This is a genomic window from Pseudomonas sp. A125, from assembly GCF_055409485.1.
Genome location: NZ_JBUZVP010000014.1, coordinates 1 through 14,324, shown reverse-complemented (window position 1 = coordinate 14,324; position 14,324 = coordinate 1). Strand labels below are relative to the sequence as shown.

At 61.2% G+C, this 14,324-nt stretch carries 12 protein-coding genes; 8 read left to right on the top strand and 4 right to left on the bottom strand.

Annotated elements, in window-relative coordinates:
- Nucleotides 1-188 precede the first annotated feature (188 nt).
- Nucleotides 189-404: an AbrB/MazE/SpoVT family DNA-binding domain-containing protein gene (locus ACZRN6_RS19435; RefSeq protein ID WP_003208231.1), complete on the top strand. Its 216-nt coding sequence runs from the start codon at nucleotides 189-191 to the stop codon at nucleotides 402-404.
- Nucleotides 405-608: 204 nt separating this feature from the next.
- Here ACZRN6_RS19435 and ACZRN6_RS19430 read toward each other — a convergent pair whose 3' ends face one another.
- Entirely contained in the window at nucleotides 609-2,966 is a 2,358-nt protein-coding gene (locus tag ACZRN6_RS19430; RefSeq protein ID WP_464008565.1) for a DNA polymerase II, read from the bottom strand.
- Nucleotides 2,967-3,116: 150 nt separating this feature from the next.
- On the opposite strand from ACZRN6_RS19430, the gene ACZRN6_RS19425 reads away from it, so the two are divergent.
- From ACZRN6_RS19425 to ACZRN6_RS19400, 6 genes are all read left to right on the top strand, one after another.
- On the top strand, nucleotides 3,117-3,998 hold the full coding sequence (locus tag ACZRN6_RS19425) for a LysR family transcriptional regulator (RefSeq protein WP_464008564.1): 882 nt from the start codon (nucleotides 3,117-3,119) through the stop codon (nucleotides 3,996-3,998).
- A gap of 120 nt (nucleotides 3,999-4,118) precedes the next feature.
- Nucleotides 4,119-5,225, top strand: coding sequence for a tartrate dehydrogenase (locus tag ACZRN6_RS19420; protein ID WP_464008563.1), 1,107 nt, complete (start codon nucleotides 4,119-4,121; stop codon nucleotides 5,223-5,225).
- Between the two features lie 2 nt (nucleotides 5,226-5,227).
- Nucleotides 5,228-6,676, top strand: coding sequence for an aldehyde dehydrogenase family protein (locus tag ACZRN6_RS19415; protein ID WP_464008562.1), 1,449 nt, complete (start codon nucleotides 5,228-5,230; stop codon nucleotides 6,674-6,676).
- Between the two features lie 32 nt (nucleotides 6,677-6,708).
- Nucleotides 6,709-7,467, top strand: a complete 759-nt coding sequence (locus tag ACZRN6_RS19410) for an SDR family oxidoreductase (RefSeq protein ID WP_464008561.1) — start codon at nucleotides 6,709-6,711, stop codon at nucleotides 7,465-7,467.
- A 27-nt stretch (nucleotides 7,468-7,494) separates the two neighbouring features.
- The gene (locus tag ACZRN6_RS19405) at nucleotides 7,495-8,466 is read left to right on the top strand and encodes a cyclase family protein (protein WP_322146269.1); all 972 of its coding nucleotides are present in this window, start codon (nucleotides 7,495-7,497) and stop codon (nucleotides 8,464-8,466) included.
- 79 nt (nucleotides 8,467-8,545) lie between these two features.
- The gene (locus ACZRN6_RS19400; protein ID WP_464008560.1) at nucleotides 8,546-9,133 is read left to right on the top strand and encodes a hypothetical protein; all 588 of its coding nucleotides are present in this window, start codon (nucleotides 8,546-8,548) and stop codon (nucleotides 9,131-9,133) included.
- Nucleotides 9,134-9,154: 21 nt separating this feature from the next.
- Here the strand turns inward: ACZRN6_RS19400 and ACZRN6_RS19395 are convergent, their stop codons facing one another.
- From ACZRN6_RS19395 to ACZRN6_RS19385, 3 genes are all read right to left on the bottom strand, one after another.
- Nucleotides 9,155-9,622 (bottom strand): SRPBCC family protein, encoded by a 468-nt coding sequence (locus tag ACZRN6_RS19395; protein WP_322146271.1) that lies wholly within the window; start codon nucleotides 9,620-9,622, stop codon nucleotides 9,155-9,157.
- 91 nt (nucleotides 9,623-9,713) lie between these two features.
- Nucleotides 9,714-11,606, bottom strand: a complete 1,893-nt coding sequence (gene mrdA / locus ACZRN6_RS19390) for a penicillin-binding protein 2 (protein WP_322146272.1) — start codon at nucleotides 11,604-11,606, stop codon at nucleotides 9,714-9,716.
- Nucleotides 11,607-11,801: 195 nt separating this feature from the next.
- Nucleotides 11,802-13,217, bottom strand: a complete 1,416-nt coding sequence (locus ACZRN6_RS19385; protein WP_464008559.1) for an aldehyde dehydrogenase family protein — start codon at nucleotides 13,215-13,217, stop codon at nucleotides 11,802-11,804.
- A 101-nt stretch (nucleotides 13,218-13,318) separates the two neighbouring features.
- Here ACZRN6_RS19385 and ACZRN6_RS19380 point away from each other — a divergent pair, with 101 nt between their 5' ends.
- Entirely contained in the window at nucleotides 13,319-14,209 is an 891-nt protein-coding gene (locus tag ACZRN6_RS19380) for a LysR family transcriptional regulator (protein ID WP_464008558.1), read from the top strand.
- Nucleotides 14,210-14,324 lie beyond the last annotated feature (115 nt).

The following is a 14,324-nucleotide window of genomic DNA, read 5'->3' as shown; positions in this document are numbered from 1 at the left end:
AATTCAAGGATGATTCCTACGACAACTTCAGAAAGCGTAGGTCAGGACGCCCGCGAAGCAAGGCGTTTAGCCACCTTACGCCTCATTGTTTCTTTTGATTGCGGTTGCTCATCGTGACCATTGCCAAGGCTCCTGCAGTGGGTTGAGGTGTTAGGCTAGGCCGTTCAATCGTTCAACGGGAAGCCATCATGCACAGCAAACGCGTCACGATCGAAGACTGGGACGGCGACGGCGCCATTCGCCTGCCAGACGAAGCCTTGCAGGAGCTGGGGCTGGATGTGGGCGACACGCTGTATATCGTCGAGACCTATGTGGGCACGCAAAAAGGCTTTGTGTTGTCGACCACGCCGAAGATTGCCGACCGGATGGATGAGTTGGTGGAAGAACTGAGCCACAAGCCCTAGCAAGCTCGCCTGGCTTGCAACCGCGCCTTCACCTGCGGCTATTGCGGATCAATGATGCTCAAGCGCACCGAGGCGCAGGATCGTTGCCTGGGATTTCTCATTCAGTTCACCGGCGGTGAACTGCACCCGCACATGGAAGTTGCGCTGCCTGGTGCTCGTCAGTGGTCAAGATTGCAGGCTCTGGCCACTGCAAGGCAAGCCGTTTTAGAACAAGCCCATCTGCCCGCCCACCAGGGTGCCAAAGTCGTCGTTTACAAACGGCAGGATCGCATCCGCTACCGGTTGCAGCTGCCGGGTGACGTAGTGGTCGTAGTCGATCGGCGCCTGGCGCACCTCCAGCGGTTCGGGGCCGTTGACGGTGATCACGTAGCGGATCCAGCCACCGTTCTGGTACTGGCGCGGGCGGCCCTGGCGGTCGTTGTATTCATCCGCCAATCGTGCGGCACGTACGTGGGGCGGCACGTTGCGTTCGTAGTCGCCCAGTTGCCGGCGCAGGCGTTTGCGGTAGATCAGCAATTCGTCGAGCTCACCGCTCAAGGTGCGGCGTACGTAGTCGCGCACGTAATCCTGATGGGGCTGGCGGTGGAAGATCCGCTGGTAGAGCTCCTGTTGGAATTGCCGGGCCAGGGGCGACCAGTCGCTGCGTACGGTTTCCAGGCCTTTGTAGATCATTTCTTCGCTGCCGTCGGCGCGGGTGACCAGCCCGGCGTAGCGCTTTTTGCTGCCCTCTTCGGCACCGCGAATGGTCGGCATCAGGAAGCGGCTGAAGTGGGTTTCGTATTGCAGCTCCAGGGCGCTTTGCAGGCCAAACTCATTGTGCAGGCGCTCGCGCCACCAGGTGTTGACGTGCTGTACCAGGTCCAGGCCGATACGTGCGGCGTCCTCTTGGGAATGCGCGCTGCCGAGCCAGACGAAGGTCGAGTCGGTGTCGCCGTAGATCACTTCATAACCCCGAGCTTCAACCAGCTCGCGGGTCTGGCGCATGATCTGATGGCCGCGCAGGGTGATGGACGACGCCAGCCGGGTGTCGAAGAAGCGGCAACCGCTGGAGCCGAGTACGCCGTAGAAGGCGTTCATGATGATCTTCAGCGCCTGGGACAGCGGCGCGTTGTGTTCGCGCTTGGCCACTTCGCGGCCTTCGGAAACCCGCGCGACAATCGATGGCAGGCAATGCCGGGTACGCGAAAACCGCGCACCGCGAAAGCCTTCGACCGACTCACTGTCTTCGGGATGGCGCAGGCCTTCGACCAGGCCCAACGGGTCGATCAGGAAGCTGCGGATGATCGACGGGTAGAGGCTTTTGTAGTCGAGCACCAGCACCGATTCATAGAGGCCGGGGCGCGAGTCCATCACGAACCCGCCGGGGCTGGCCTGGGGCGGTTTGTCTCCCAGGTTCGGCGCGACGAAGCCCTGGCGGTGCATCAGCGGCATATACAGGTGAGTGAAGGCCGCCACCGAACCACCGTTGCGGTCCGCCGGCAGGCCGGTGACGCTGGCGCGTTCGAGGAGGAACTTCAGCAGCTCAGTCTTCTCGAAAATCCGCGTCACCAGCTCGCAATCCTTGAGGTTGTAGCGCGCGAGTGCCGGCTTGTCCTCGGCGAACATGCGGTTGATTTCGTCCATGCGCTGGTACGGCGTGGCGATCGATTTGCCTTCGCCGAGCAAGGTCTGGGCGACGTTTTCCAGGCTGAACGATTCAAAACTCCAGGTGGCCGAACGCAAGGCTTCGATGCCGTCGATGATCAGCCGCCCGGCCGCTGCGGCGAAGTAGTGGTTGCGGCTGCCATGCTCGCGCCAGCCCATGGCATCACCGCCACGGCCCAGCAGCAGCGGCACGTTCAGGCGCTGCGCATGTTCGTGCAAAACACGCAGGTCGAACTGCACCAGGTTCCAGCCGATAATCGCGTCGGGGTCGTGGGTGGCGAGCCACAGGTTCAGGCGTTCGAGCAGTTCGGCGCGGGTGTCGCAGTAGTCGAGTTTGAAGTCCACCGCGTCGGTTTTGTTCGGCGGGCCGAGCATGTACACCTGGCGTTCGCCGCAGCCTTCGAGAGCGATGGAATAGAGGTCGCCCTGGGCGGTGGTCTCGATGTCCAGCGACACCAGCTTGAGTGGTGGACGGTAATCCGGCGCGGGCTTCATCTGTGCCTCCACCAGCATGCCGCCCTCGCCCGGCGTGCCGCCGAACCACACCGGCGCGGTGATGAAGCGTTCCATCATGTAGCGATCAGGCGGGCGTACATCGCCTTCGTAGACGTCAATACCGGCTTTGCGCAGGCGCTTTTCCAGGTCCATCAATTGGCGGTGCTGCTTGGTGTAGAGGCCCAGCACCGGGCGATGGTGGAAGTCGCAGAGCGCCAGGTCGCGCAACTCGATGCCGCGCTCGCCCTTGAGCTGCAGCTCGGCAGGCTTGCGATGGGCCTGGGGGATGAACATCACGGAGGTCTGCACCGGCAAGCGCACAAACCTTGGGCCTTGATCGGTGGCCAGCCAGAAGCTGACCTCCGTGCCTGCCGGGGTGTCGCGCCAATGCCGGGTCAGGACAAACCCCTGCTGTAAATCCACCTTGCCACACCTCAAGAATCGCTTTCAGGGCGTGATTCTACTCGGCCTGTGCCACGGCGCGGCGATTTAACGGAAATGACCTCTAACCCGGGTTGGACACCGGGGTCGCAACTGCGTAGTTTTTCACCCACTGCGCACAAGGACCCCGGCATGTCCCCCGACCTCACTTCCATCGAGCTGTTCCTCAAGGCGGTCAAGCTGGGCAACCTGTCCCGGGCGGCCGAGCAATCGCATCTCTCCCTCTCTGCCGCCAGCCGACGCCTGTCGCTGCTGGAGCAGCACTTCAAGGTTGCCCTGCTGACCCGCACCTCCACCGGCGTTTCACCGACGGCGGCCGGGGAAGTGTTGGCCCAGCATGCGCAGTCGATCCTGCGGGCAGTGGACGGCATGCATGCCGACCTCGCCGACTACGCCAAGGGCGCCACCGGCCGGGTGTGCCTGTACGCCAACAGTTCGGCGATGAGCCAGGAGCTGCCGCGCCAGCTGACTCAGTGGAATACCTTGCACCCGGGCATCCGCCTGGACATTCGCGAGGAGCGCAGCCGGGAAATCCTCCAGGCCGTGCGCGAGGGCGTGGCGGACGTCGGCATCGTCACCACCCGGCCCAGCGAAGAGCTGCGGTTTGAACCCTACTGCCAGGACCGCCTGTGCCTGATCGTGCCCAATGACCATCCGCTAAAAATGCGCCACGCGCGCTTCGAGGATTTGCTCGGCTATGAGTTCGTCGGCCTGGAAGACAACGCCGCGATTACCCCGCTGATTACCGAAGCCGCCGCGGCCATCGGCATGCCGTTGCGGCTGCGGATGCAGGTGCGCAGTTTCGAAGCGGTGTGCCGTTTGATTGCCGCAGGCCAAGGCGTGGGCGTGCTGCCACAGGGCGCGGTGCAGATTTTCCGCAAGGAGATGGCCTTGCGCTTTATCGAAATCGACGACAGCTGGGCCGACCGACAGATGTACCTGTGCATGCGCAAGGAACAGCCTTCGTTGACCAGCCTGGCGCTCTTCGACTACCTCAGCGCCAACCCTGCATAAACCTTCGGCCTTCGAATTTTGCGAAGGCCGATTTCACAATGAGCAATTCCCCTGTCGTTACAGCTGTGCCAAGAATGCCCTCGCCAGACCTTCCTATAAAAACAACACAGGAGACACGGCGTGTCCCAATCCCACACCCGCTCCACCCACCGCATCGCCGTGATTCCCGGCGACGGCATCGGCCGCGAAGTCGTGCCCGAAGGCCTGCGGGTACTCGATGCCGTCAGCCGGCGCTTCGGTATCCACTTTCACTTCGACCACTTTGCCTGGTGCAGCGAGCACTACCTGGCCCACGGCACGATGATGCCGCACGACTGGGCCGAGCAGATTGGCAGCCATGACGCGATCTTTTTCGGCGCCGTGGGTGCGCCAGACATCATTGCCGACCACACCGCCGTGTGGGAGTCACTGTTGAAGATCCGCCGCCAGTTTGACCAATACGTGAACATCCGCCCGGTACGCCTGATGCCTGGTGTGCCCTGCCCGCTGGCTGGCCGCGTGCCGGGAGACATCGACTTTATCGTGGTGCGGGAAAACACCGAGGGCGAATACTCCAGCGTCGGTGGGCGGATGTGGGAAGGCACCTCCCGGGAAATCGCGGTGCAGGAGTCGATCTTCTCCCGTGAAGGCGTGGACCGCGTGGTGGACTACGCCTTCAAACTGGCGCAACAGCGGCCCCGCAAAAACCTGGTGGCGGCGACTAAATCCAATGGTATCTCGATCACCATGCCGTTCTGGGACGAGCGGGTGAACGAGATTGCCCGACGCTACCCGGACGTGAAGACCACCAAGTTTCACATCGACATTCTGTGTGCGCACTTCGTGCAGCATCCTGACTGGTTCGATGTGGTGGTGGCCTCCAATCTGTTTGGCGACATCCTGTCCGACCTTGGCCCGGCCTGCACCGGCACCATTGGTATTGCGCCGTCGGCCAACCTGAATCCGCAGCGGCGTTACCCGTCGTTGTTTGAACCGGTACACGGTTCGGCGCCGGACATTGCCGGGCTGGGCGTAGCCAACCCTATCGGGCAAATCTGGTCGGCGGCGCTGATGATCGAGCACCTGGGTGACGGTGATCCGCTTTATCAGGAAGCCGCGGCGGCCATCGTGTATGCCATCGAAACGGTGCTTGCCGAAGGCCCGCGCACCCGCGAAATGGGCGGCAGCGCCAGCACCGTCGACGTGGGCCGCGCCATCGCCGAATGCGTTTGCGGGAACAGGAGCTGAACATGACCAACGCACATTACATCGCCAACCAATGGCTGGCCTCGACTTCACGGGAAGACATTCCGGTGATCGACCCCAGCACCGGCGAACGCTATTCGAGCATTGCCCGTGGCACCGCTGCCGATATCGATGCGGCGATCAGCGCGGCGCGCCTGGCACTCGGGGAAACCTTCGATGGGCCGTGGGGCTCGTTGTCTGCCGTGGAGCGCAGCCGCTTGCTGGCCAAGCTCGGCATGGCGGTGCTGGAACATCATGAGGAACTGGCGCAGATCGAAGCGCGGGACACCGGTAAGGCGCTGAAAGTCGCCCGCGCCGATGCCACCGCCCTCGCCCGTTATTTCGAGTACTACGCCGGGGCCGCCGACAAGCTGCACGGTGAAACCCTGCCGTACCAGGCCGGCTACACCGTGCTGACGGTACGCGAACCCCATGGCGTGACCGGGCATATCATCCCGTGGAATTACCCGATGCAGATTTTCGGGCGCAGCGTCGGCGCCTCGTTGGCGGCGGGCAATGCCTGTGTGGTCAAGCCGGCGGAAGATGCCAGCTTGTCTTTACTAAGGCTGGCGGAGATTGCCGCCGAGGTCGGCTTCCCGGCCGGCACGATCAATGTGGTGACCGGTTATGGCTATGAAGCCGGCGCAGCATTATGCGCACACCCAGGCATCGACCACATTTCCTTCACCGGCTCCACCGCCACCGGCACTGCGGTGTCGAAAGCCGCCGCCGAACGCCACTGCCCGGTGACCCTGGAGCTGGGCGGCAAGTCGCCGCAATTGGTATTTGCCGATGCCGACCTGGATGAAGCACTGCCGGTGCTGGTGAACGCCATCGTGCAGAACTGCGGGCAAACCTGCTCGGCCGGCAGCCGTTTGCTGGTGGAGCGCAGCATTTACGAAACCCTGCTTGCGCGCCTCAGCCAGCGTTTCAGTGAACTGCGCGCCGGGCCTTCGGCGCTGGACCTGGACATGGGCCCGCTGATCAACCAGAAGCAGCAACGCCAGGTGCGCGAGTTTATTCGCGAAGCCGAACAGGCCGGGATCAGCGTCGCCGCACGTGGGACAGTGGTGGCCGAGGCCGGCAGCGGCGGGTATTTCCAGGAAGCGGTGCTGTTTCGCGACGTGCCGCCAGACAGTCGCCTGGCGCAACAGGAAGTCTTTGGCCCGGTATTGGCCGTGATGCCTTTCGACGATGAAGCCGAAGCCATCCGCCTGGCCAACGGCACCGAGTTTGGCCTGGTAGCCGGCGTATGGACCCGCGACGGCGCTCGGCAACTGCGCCTGGCGCGCAAGCTGCGTTGTGGCCAGGTGTTCATCAATAACTATGGCGCCGGTGGCGGCGTCGAACTGCCATTTGGCGGGGTGAAGGCCAGCGGTTACGGCCGGGAAAAAGGCTTCGAGGCGCTGCTGGGCTTTACCACCTTGAAGACCATTGCGATCAAACACGGTTGATTCCTCACAACAACAAGAACGGAGAACACACCATGCGTTTAGCCAATAAAATTGCAATCGTCACCGGCGCCGGTTCGGGTTTTGGCGAGGGCATCGCCAAGACCTTCGCCCGCCAGGGCGCCAAGGTTATCGTCGCTGACATGAATGCCGTCGGCGGTCAGCGCGTAGTGAATGAAATTGCCGAAAGCGGCGGCCATGCGCATTTCATCGAGGTCAACGTGGCCAACGATGAAAGCATGGGCGCCCTGCTGCGCGGCACGCTGGAGCAATTCGGCGGCCTGGATATCGTCATCAACAATGCCGGCACCACCCACCGCAACCGGCCGATGCTGGAGGTCGACGAGGCCGAGTTCGACCGGGTGTTTGCGGTCAACGTCAAAAGCATCTTCCTGAGCGCCAGGCATTTTGTGCCGCACTTTCGCGGCCAGGGCGGTGGTGTGTTCGTCAACATTGCCTCCACCGCGGCGATCCGTCCGCGCCCGGGGCTGGTCTGGTATAACGGCAGCAAGGGTGCAGTGGTGGTCATGAGCAAGACCATGGCGGCAGAGCTGGGGCCGGACAATATCCGCGTCAACTGCGTGAACCCGGTAGTGGGTGCCACGGCGTTGCTCAGCGAGTTCATGGGCGTGCCGGACACCCCGCAAAACCGCCAGAAGTTCATGGCGACCATTCCTCTGGGGCGCTTTTCCACCCCGCAAGACGTGGCCAACGCCTGCCTGTACCTGGCGTCGGACGAGGCGGCGTTCATCACTGGCACCTGCCTGGAAGTCGATGGCGGTCGCTGCGCGTAACTCACTCTCACAGGGACCGGAATTGCTATGTGTGATCTTCATAATAAGAATGAGCCGAACACCCGACAATTGCTTGAAGGCCTGCCAAAGAACTGGGGTAAATGGGGACCGGACGACGAAGTCGGCGCCCTCAATTACCTGACTGAAACCGAAGTGCTGCGCGGCGTGGCGTCGGTGCGCCAGGGCAAGACGTTTACCCTGCAAGTGCAGATCGGCCATCCCGACGGCGACCCGATGTGGCCGGCGCGTAACCCGTCGATGCGCTTCAACACCCTCGACCACAGCCATTACCATTTCGGCAAACAGCCACACATGACCGGCGGCGCGGCGTATTCCGACGACGTGATCTTCATGCAGCTGCAAGGCTCGACCCAGTACGACGCCCTCGGCCACGCCTGGTATGACAATCAACTGTGGAACGGCTACGACGCCCAGACCACTGTCGGCGGCATGGCTAAGGCCAGCGTGCTGGCGATTGCCGAGCGTGGCGTGGTTGGGCGCGCGGTGCTGATCGACATGGCCCGCCATCGCGGCAAGAAATGCCTGGGCCGTGGCGAAACCTTCAACCACCTGGACTTGCTCGACGCCGCCAAGGCCCAGGGTGTGACCATTGAAAAGCGCGACATCCTGATCATCCGCACCGGCTCCATGGGCGCGTTTTATGAGCTGGGTAAAGCCGAGTTCTTCAAGGACCTGATGGAGCCGGGGCTGACCTACAGCCGGGAGCTGGTGGAGTGGTTCCATGAGATGGAAATCCCCAACCTGGTGACCGATACGATCGCCAACGAGGTGATCACCGATCCGGTGTCGGGGGTGCAGATTCCGCTGCATTGCGCGCTGATGCGCAACCTGGGCATCGCCTTCACCGAAATCGTGCTGCTGGAGGAACTGGCCGCTGATTGCGCGGACGACGGCCAGTGGAAATTCCTCTACACCGCGGCGCCGTTGAAGATCGTCGGCGGCAGTGGTGCGCCGGTGAATCCGGTGGTGATCAAGTAGGCGTTCAATCCAGTGGCGAATTTGCGAATCGCGAACTCGCCACTAGACTCAGGGCTCCTCTTACATGGAAGTCCACTCAATGAACGTAATTCGCCCTCTTCGCCAGGCCATTGCCCTGGCTATGCTCCTGTCCGCTGGTGCCTTGACGGCACATGCCGCCGATATCCCGCTGTCCAAGTCCCTGGAAGCCGATGAGGTGACCACCAAGGTGCTCAAAGTGGATGCCGCCAGCCATCAGGTGGTACTGCAGGGCGCCGAAGGCCGTGAGGTGCATGTGCAGCTCAGCGATCAGGCCAAGGACTTGGGCAATCTGAAGGTAGGTGATCAGGTCAAGGTGCTGGTGACGCACTCGGTTGCGGCCGTGCTGGACACCGACATCGACAAGAGCGCACCGGACGCCACCGAAAAAGCCGGCGTGCTGCGCGCTACCGCGGATAACCCAAACCCTGGCGGTGCGGCTTTCCGCCAGGTACAGGTGCAGTTGAAGATCACCCACATCGACCTGAAGAAAAACCAGGTGACCCTGGAAAACCCAGCCGGCCAGAGCAAAGTGCTGACCGTGGAAAAACCGGAAATTCGCGCCGGGCTAAAAAACCTCAAAGTCGGCCAGAGCGTGCTGGTGACCTACACCGACACCCTGCAAATCAGCACCGCCCACGAGGGCTGATGGCGACGGCGCCCCATCAGCTCACGGCTGATGGGATTTCGCCAAATAGTCTTCGATGTTATTCATCTGATCGTCCCAGCCTCGGGAGTTCTTCTTGTAGGCCTTTTGGCGGCGTGCGTCCGGGATCGCGTCAAAACCTGACTCCACCACCCGCAACAGGATGCCCTCGGCGTGATCCTCAAGGGTGAACTCCACCAGCGTGGGGGTTTCCGTGTCGTAATCCACCTCCTGGTCTACGGCATAGGGATGCCAACTGAACGAGAACCGCGTCTGCGGCTCAAGGCGTTCGATTCTCGCCTTCCACACCACGTGCTCGTAACCCGGGTAAGTAATCGGGGCTTCGATGGCCCGGCCCTGGGCAAACTGCTTGCCCTTGAGGGCGATGCCAAACCAGCTGCCGAATTGCTCGGCATCGGTCAGTGCTTCCCAAATGCGTTGACGTGGAGCGTTGAGCAGGACTTTACGTTTTATTTCATTTGATTCGTGCATGAGACACCTCCTGTATTGACAGTAGGCGACATCGACCAATGCGCAACCTTTGAAAAGGGATAAGGCATGACGGCGTCATGCCCTTGTGGCCTCAAACGTGGGGGTCACCCGGCGCCTTGCTGGGGGTCGCATATTGCGGCTTCAAGTGGCCTTCCTGGTCGAGCAGCCAGGCGTCCATGATCTGCCGCACCACCGGCCCCGCCACGCGGCCACCGGCCTCGCCGTTCTCGATCATCACCGAAATCACGATCCGGGGGTGTTCGGCCGGGGCGAAGCCGACGAACAGGGCATTGTCGCGGTTGCGTTCCAGGGTCTTGAGACGGTTGTAGCGTTCGCCCTGCTTGATCGCCACCACCTGTGCGGTACCACTCTTGCCGGCAATCCGGTATTGCGCGCCCAGCGCTGCTGCCCTGGCGATACCACGTGGGTCGTGCATTACCAACTGCATGCCGTGGTTGACCTGTTCCCAGTCACGCGGGTCCTTGAGGACCACGTTGGGCATCGGGTTTTCATCCACTGGCGGCACGCCGTTGATGGTCTTGGCCAAGTGCGGGCGGTTCCACACGCCTTTGTTGGCGATCAGGGCTGTGGCCTGGGCCAGTTGCAACGGGGTGACCTGCATGTAGCCCTGGCCAATGCCGAGGATCACGGTTTCGCCCGGGAACCATGGTTGGCGCCGGGTGGCGCGCTTCCAGGCCTGGGAAGGCATCAAGCCGGCCGACTCTTCGAACATGTCCAGCGAGACCTTCTGGCCGAGGCCGAACTCGGCCAGGTAGTCGTGCAGGCGGTCAATGCCCAGCTTGTGGGCCAGGTCATAGAAGTAGGTGTCGTTGGAGCGCATGATCGCCGCGTCCATGTCCACCCAGCCGTCGCCACTGTGGTTCCAGTTGCGGTATTTGTGGTCAAAATCCGGGAGTTGGTAGTAGCCCGGGTCGAACACACGGGTCTGGGCGGTGACGACGCCACTGTCGAGGCCGGCGATGGCCACTTCCGGCTTGATCGTCGAGCCCGGCGCATAAAGCCCACGCAGCACACGGTTGAACAGCGGCCGGTCGAGGGAATCGTGAAGTGCGGCGTATTCCTTGAAGCTGATGCCGGTAACGAACAGGTTCGGGTCAAAGCTTGGCTTGCTGACCATCGCGAGGACTTCGCCGGTTGCCGGGTCCAGGGCAACCACCGAGCCGCGCCGATCGCCAAGGGCTTCTTCAGCGGCTTCCTGGAGTTTGACGTCCAGGCTCAACACGATGTTTTTGCCGGGGATCGGGTCGGTGTGCTTGAGCACCCGCAGCACCCGGCCCTGGGCGTTGGTCTCGACCTCTTCATAGCCTACGTGCCCATGCAGTTCGGACTCATAGAAGCGCTCGATACCGGTTTTACCAATGGACTGCGTGCCGCGGTACTCCACCGAGTCGAGGGCCTTGGATTCTTTTTCGTTGATCCGGCCGACGTAGCCAATGGAGTGGGCAAAGTGTGCACCCAGCGGGTAATGCCGGACGAATTGCGGCTCGACATCCACACCGGGAAGACGGAATTCGTTGACGGCCAGCACGGCGATCTGTTCTTCCGTCAGTTCGTAAAACAGGGTGACGGGCACGAACGGATGACGGGCCTGCTTGAGCGCCTTATCAAACACACCGCGATCTTCGGCGGGCAGATGCAGGAGGCTGACGATTTCGTCCAACTCACCTTTAAGGTCGGTCGTGCGCTCTCGGGTGATGATCAAGTTGTAGCTGGGGCGGTTGTCGGCAAGGACTACGCCGTTGCGGTCATAGATCAAGCCCCGCGTCGGGGTAATCGGCAGGACGTGGACGCGATTGTTTTCGGAAATCGTAGAGTGATAGTCGTACTGCACCACCTGCAGGAAGTACATCCGGCCTACCAAGGCGCAAGTGATGCCGATTACCAGCAGCGCACAGGCCAGCAGCCGCTTGTTGACCAGGCGGTTTTCTTTTTCGTGATCCTTGATCGGTATTGGTTCAGGCATTTCTACAGCATCTCGTTGAATAAGGTCGACGCCGCTTCCTGCGCAAGTGAAATCCGTCCTTGTGAAAATGTGCTGCACCATACCAAAAATGCAGAAACACTTTGCATCGATTTCCCTGAACGGTGTGCTTATGGAGCCTCTTCATGCACTTTGGTTTGGGTCGTCGGCCTTACTCATGCGTTTTTATGCTGAGAATCAGCTCAGGATCGACTTCGGCTCCAGGAAGGCTTCCAGGCCGAACGTGCCGTACTCGCGGCCAATCCCCGACTGTTTGAAACCGCCAAACGGGGCAAGTGGCTCATGGGCCAAGGTGTTGATCAGGACTCGGCCAGCATCGATGTGGCTGGCTAACCTGTGAGCACGCTGCGGATCTGATGACAGGATATACGCCTGGAGGCCGTAGGGCGTGTCGTTGGCGATGGTCAGTGCTTCCTCCTCGGTTGCGTAGGTAATGATCGAGAGCACCGGGCCGAAAATCTCCTCGCGGGCGATGGTCATTTGATTGGTCACGCGGCTGAATACCGTCGGTCTCACGAACCAGCCCGCCGTGATCCCCTCTGGCAAGCCCGGCCCGCCCGCTAATAGAAGGGCGCCCTCCTCGACTCCGATTTGAATGTAGCGCTGCACGCGTTCCCATTGCTTATGGCTGACCATAGGGCCGACAGCGGTGGCCGGATCACGGGGATTTCCGGCTTGTACTTTGGCGACCTCCTCGATCATCAGCGCTTCGATTTCAGCCAGGCGACTTTCAGGTACAAGGATCCGGGTACCGGCGATGCAGGCCTGGCCACTGTTCATGAAGCCGGCCTGGAGAGCCATGGGCACTGCGACGTTGAGGTCCGCATCATCGAGAATCAGAACCGGTGATTTGCCGCCCAACTCCAGGGTAACGCGCTTCAGGCTGTCGGCACCGGCACGCAGGATCGTTTTACCGACAGCGGTCGAGCCGGTGAACGAGACTTTTGCGATGTCGGGGTGGGTGCTCAACACGGCGCCTACGGTTTCACCACGGCCGGTAACGATGTTGAACACACCGGGAGGCAAGCCCGCGTCATGCAGCGCACAGCTGACTATGAACGTCTGGGTTGCGCTCATTTCACTGGGTTTGATCACTGCGGTACAGCCAGCGGCTAACGCCGCCGCGAGCTTTGCGCAGATGAAACCGGCGTTGCTGTTCCATGGGGTGATCAGCCCGGCCACACCCAGAGGCTGCATAACCACTTCGGCAATGCCGATGCGTCGGGTGAAGTTGTAGTTTTCCAGTACAGATGCGGCATCCTGCAAGACGCTGGCGGCGTGCCTGGCCATCCATCGCGCACGGGAAATCGGGGCGCCATATTCTTCGATGATTGCGTGGGTGAGTTCGTCTTCGATGGATTCAACTGCTGCGTGCATGCGTTTGAGATAGCCGATACGTACGTCTGTGGTGCTTTGGGAGAACTCGGCAAACGCTCGCTTGGCGGCGGCGATGGCGTCCAGGGCATCCTGTTCATTTGCCAATCGGACCTGGCCGATACGTTGGCCTGTGGCAGGGTTGAACAGGTCAAACAGTTCGTCGCCCTGGGGAGTCACAAAGGCGCCGTTGATGTAAATCTGGTTGATGTGTTGCATAGGTCCTCCGGGACACTGAGCTAGTGCGTCCTACGGTAAGCCACTATGATTGAGCTGATAAGCCGTACAAATCGGCATGAGTTGATGAGTGAACCAGGACAATGAATACATCCGGACTCAATGAGCTGGAAGCCGTGCTGGCCGTGGCTCGGCATCGCAGTTTTCGTGCAGCGGCGACCGAGTTGAATGTGTCGACGTCGGCACTGAGCCACTCTATCGCAGGGCTCGAAGCACGGATGGGCGTGAGGCTGTTCAACCGCACTACGCGCAGCGTGTCGTTATCTGAAGTGGGCGCAGAGTTTGTCGAGACGATTACCCCGGCGCTGCAGAGCATCCGTACGGCCTTGGAGCAGGCGGGAAATCGCAGTTCAGAACCAGGCGGCACGTTGCGCCTGAATACCTCGGCGGGGGCGGCAAAGCAGGTGATGCCACTGCTGCTGGAATACCTGCGGCGTTATCCACGGATGAAGCTGGATATCGTCACTGAAGGGCGCCTGGTGGATATCGTTGCTCAGGGATTTGATGCGGGGATTCGACTCGGGGATACAGTGCCGCAAGACATGATCGCCGTCGATATCAGCCCGGCCCAGCGTTTTGCGGTATTGGGCAGCCCGGGCTACTTTACCCGCCACCCCATTCCTGTCAGCCCGTTGGATCTGCGTGCACATCAGTGTATTCGCAGCCGAATGCCCGGCGGTGCGATCTATCACTGGGAGTTTGAGCGTCATGGTGAAGCACTTGCTGTTGAGGTGCACGGCGCTTTGACACTGGATAACCCGACGCTGATGCTCGAGGCCGCCAGGGCGGGACTGGGATTGACCTACCTTACGGAATGGAACGCCGCTGCTGATTTGGCGAAGGGGACGTTAGTGCGCGTCCTGGAGGATTGGACGCCGTCTTTTGACTGCTTGCGCCTCTATTATCCAGGCAGACGTCATGTGCCGGCGGGGTTAAGGGCGCTGATTGAGCTGATCAGGGAGCAAGGCTTTTAAACCGTTTGCTCGTAACGTTTTCGACCGCGCAAAAACAAAACCCCTGATTGCGTTAGCAATCAGGGGTTCTGGAATTTAATCTTGACGATGACCTACTCTCACATGGGGAAACCCC

Bases quoted from the DNA above. Each gene is read 5' to 3' on its own strand.
- ACZRN6_RS19395 (WP_322146271.1), bottom strand. From the start codon at position 9,622: ATGCACGAATCAAATGAAATAAAACGTAAAGTCCTGCTCAACGCTCCA.
- ACZRN6_RS19400 (WP_464008560.1), top strand. From the start codon at position 8,546: ATGAACGTAATTCGCCCTCTTCGCCAGGCCATTGCCCTGGCTATGCTC.
- ACZRN6_RS19425 (WP_464008564.1), top strand. From the start codon at position 3,117: ATGTCCCCCGACCTCACTTCCATCGAGCTGTTCCTCAAGGCGGTCAAG.
- ACZRN6_RS19380 (WP_464008558.1), top strand. From the start codon at position 13,319: ATGAATACATCCGGACTCAATGAGCTGGAAGCCGTGCTGGCCGTGGCT.
- ACZRN6_RS19410 (WP_464008561.1), top strand. From the start codon at position 6,709: ATGCGTTTAGCCAATAAAATTGCAATCGTCACCGGCGCCGGTTCGGGT.
- ACZRN6_RS19405 (WP_322146269.1), top strand. From the start codon at position 7,495: ATGTGTGATCTTCATAATAAGAATGAGCCGAACACCCGACAATTGCTT.
- ACZRN6_RS19385 (WP_464008559.1), bottom strand. From the start codon at position 13,217: ATGCAACACATCAACCAGATTTACATCAACGGCGCCTTTGTGACTCCC.
- ACZRN6_RS19435 (WP_003208231.1), top strand. From the start codon at position 189: ATGCACAGCAAACGCGTCACGATCGAAGACTGGGACGGCGACGGCGCC.
- ACZRN6_RS19415 (WP_464008562.1), top strand. From the start codon at position 5,228: ATGACCAACGCACATTACATCGCCAACCAATGGCTGGCCTCGACTTCA.
- mrdA (WP_322146272.1), bottom strand. From the start codon at position 11,606: ATGCCTGAACCAATACCGATCAAGGATCACGAAAAAGAAAACCGCCTG.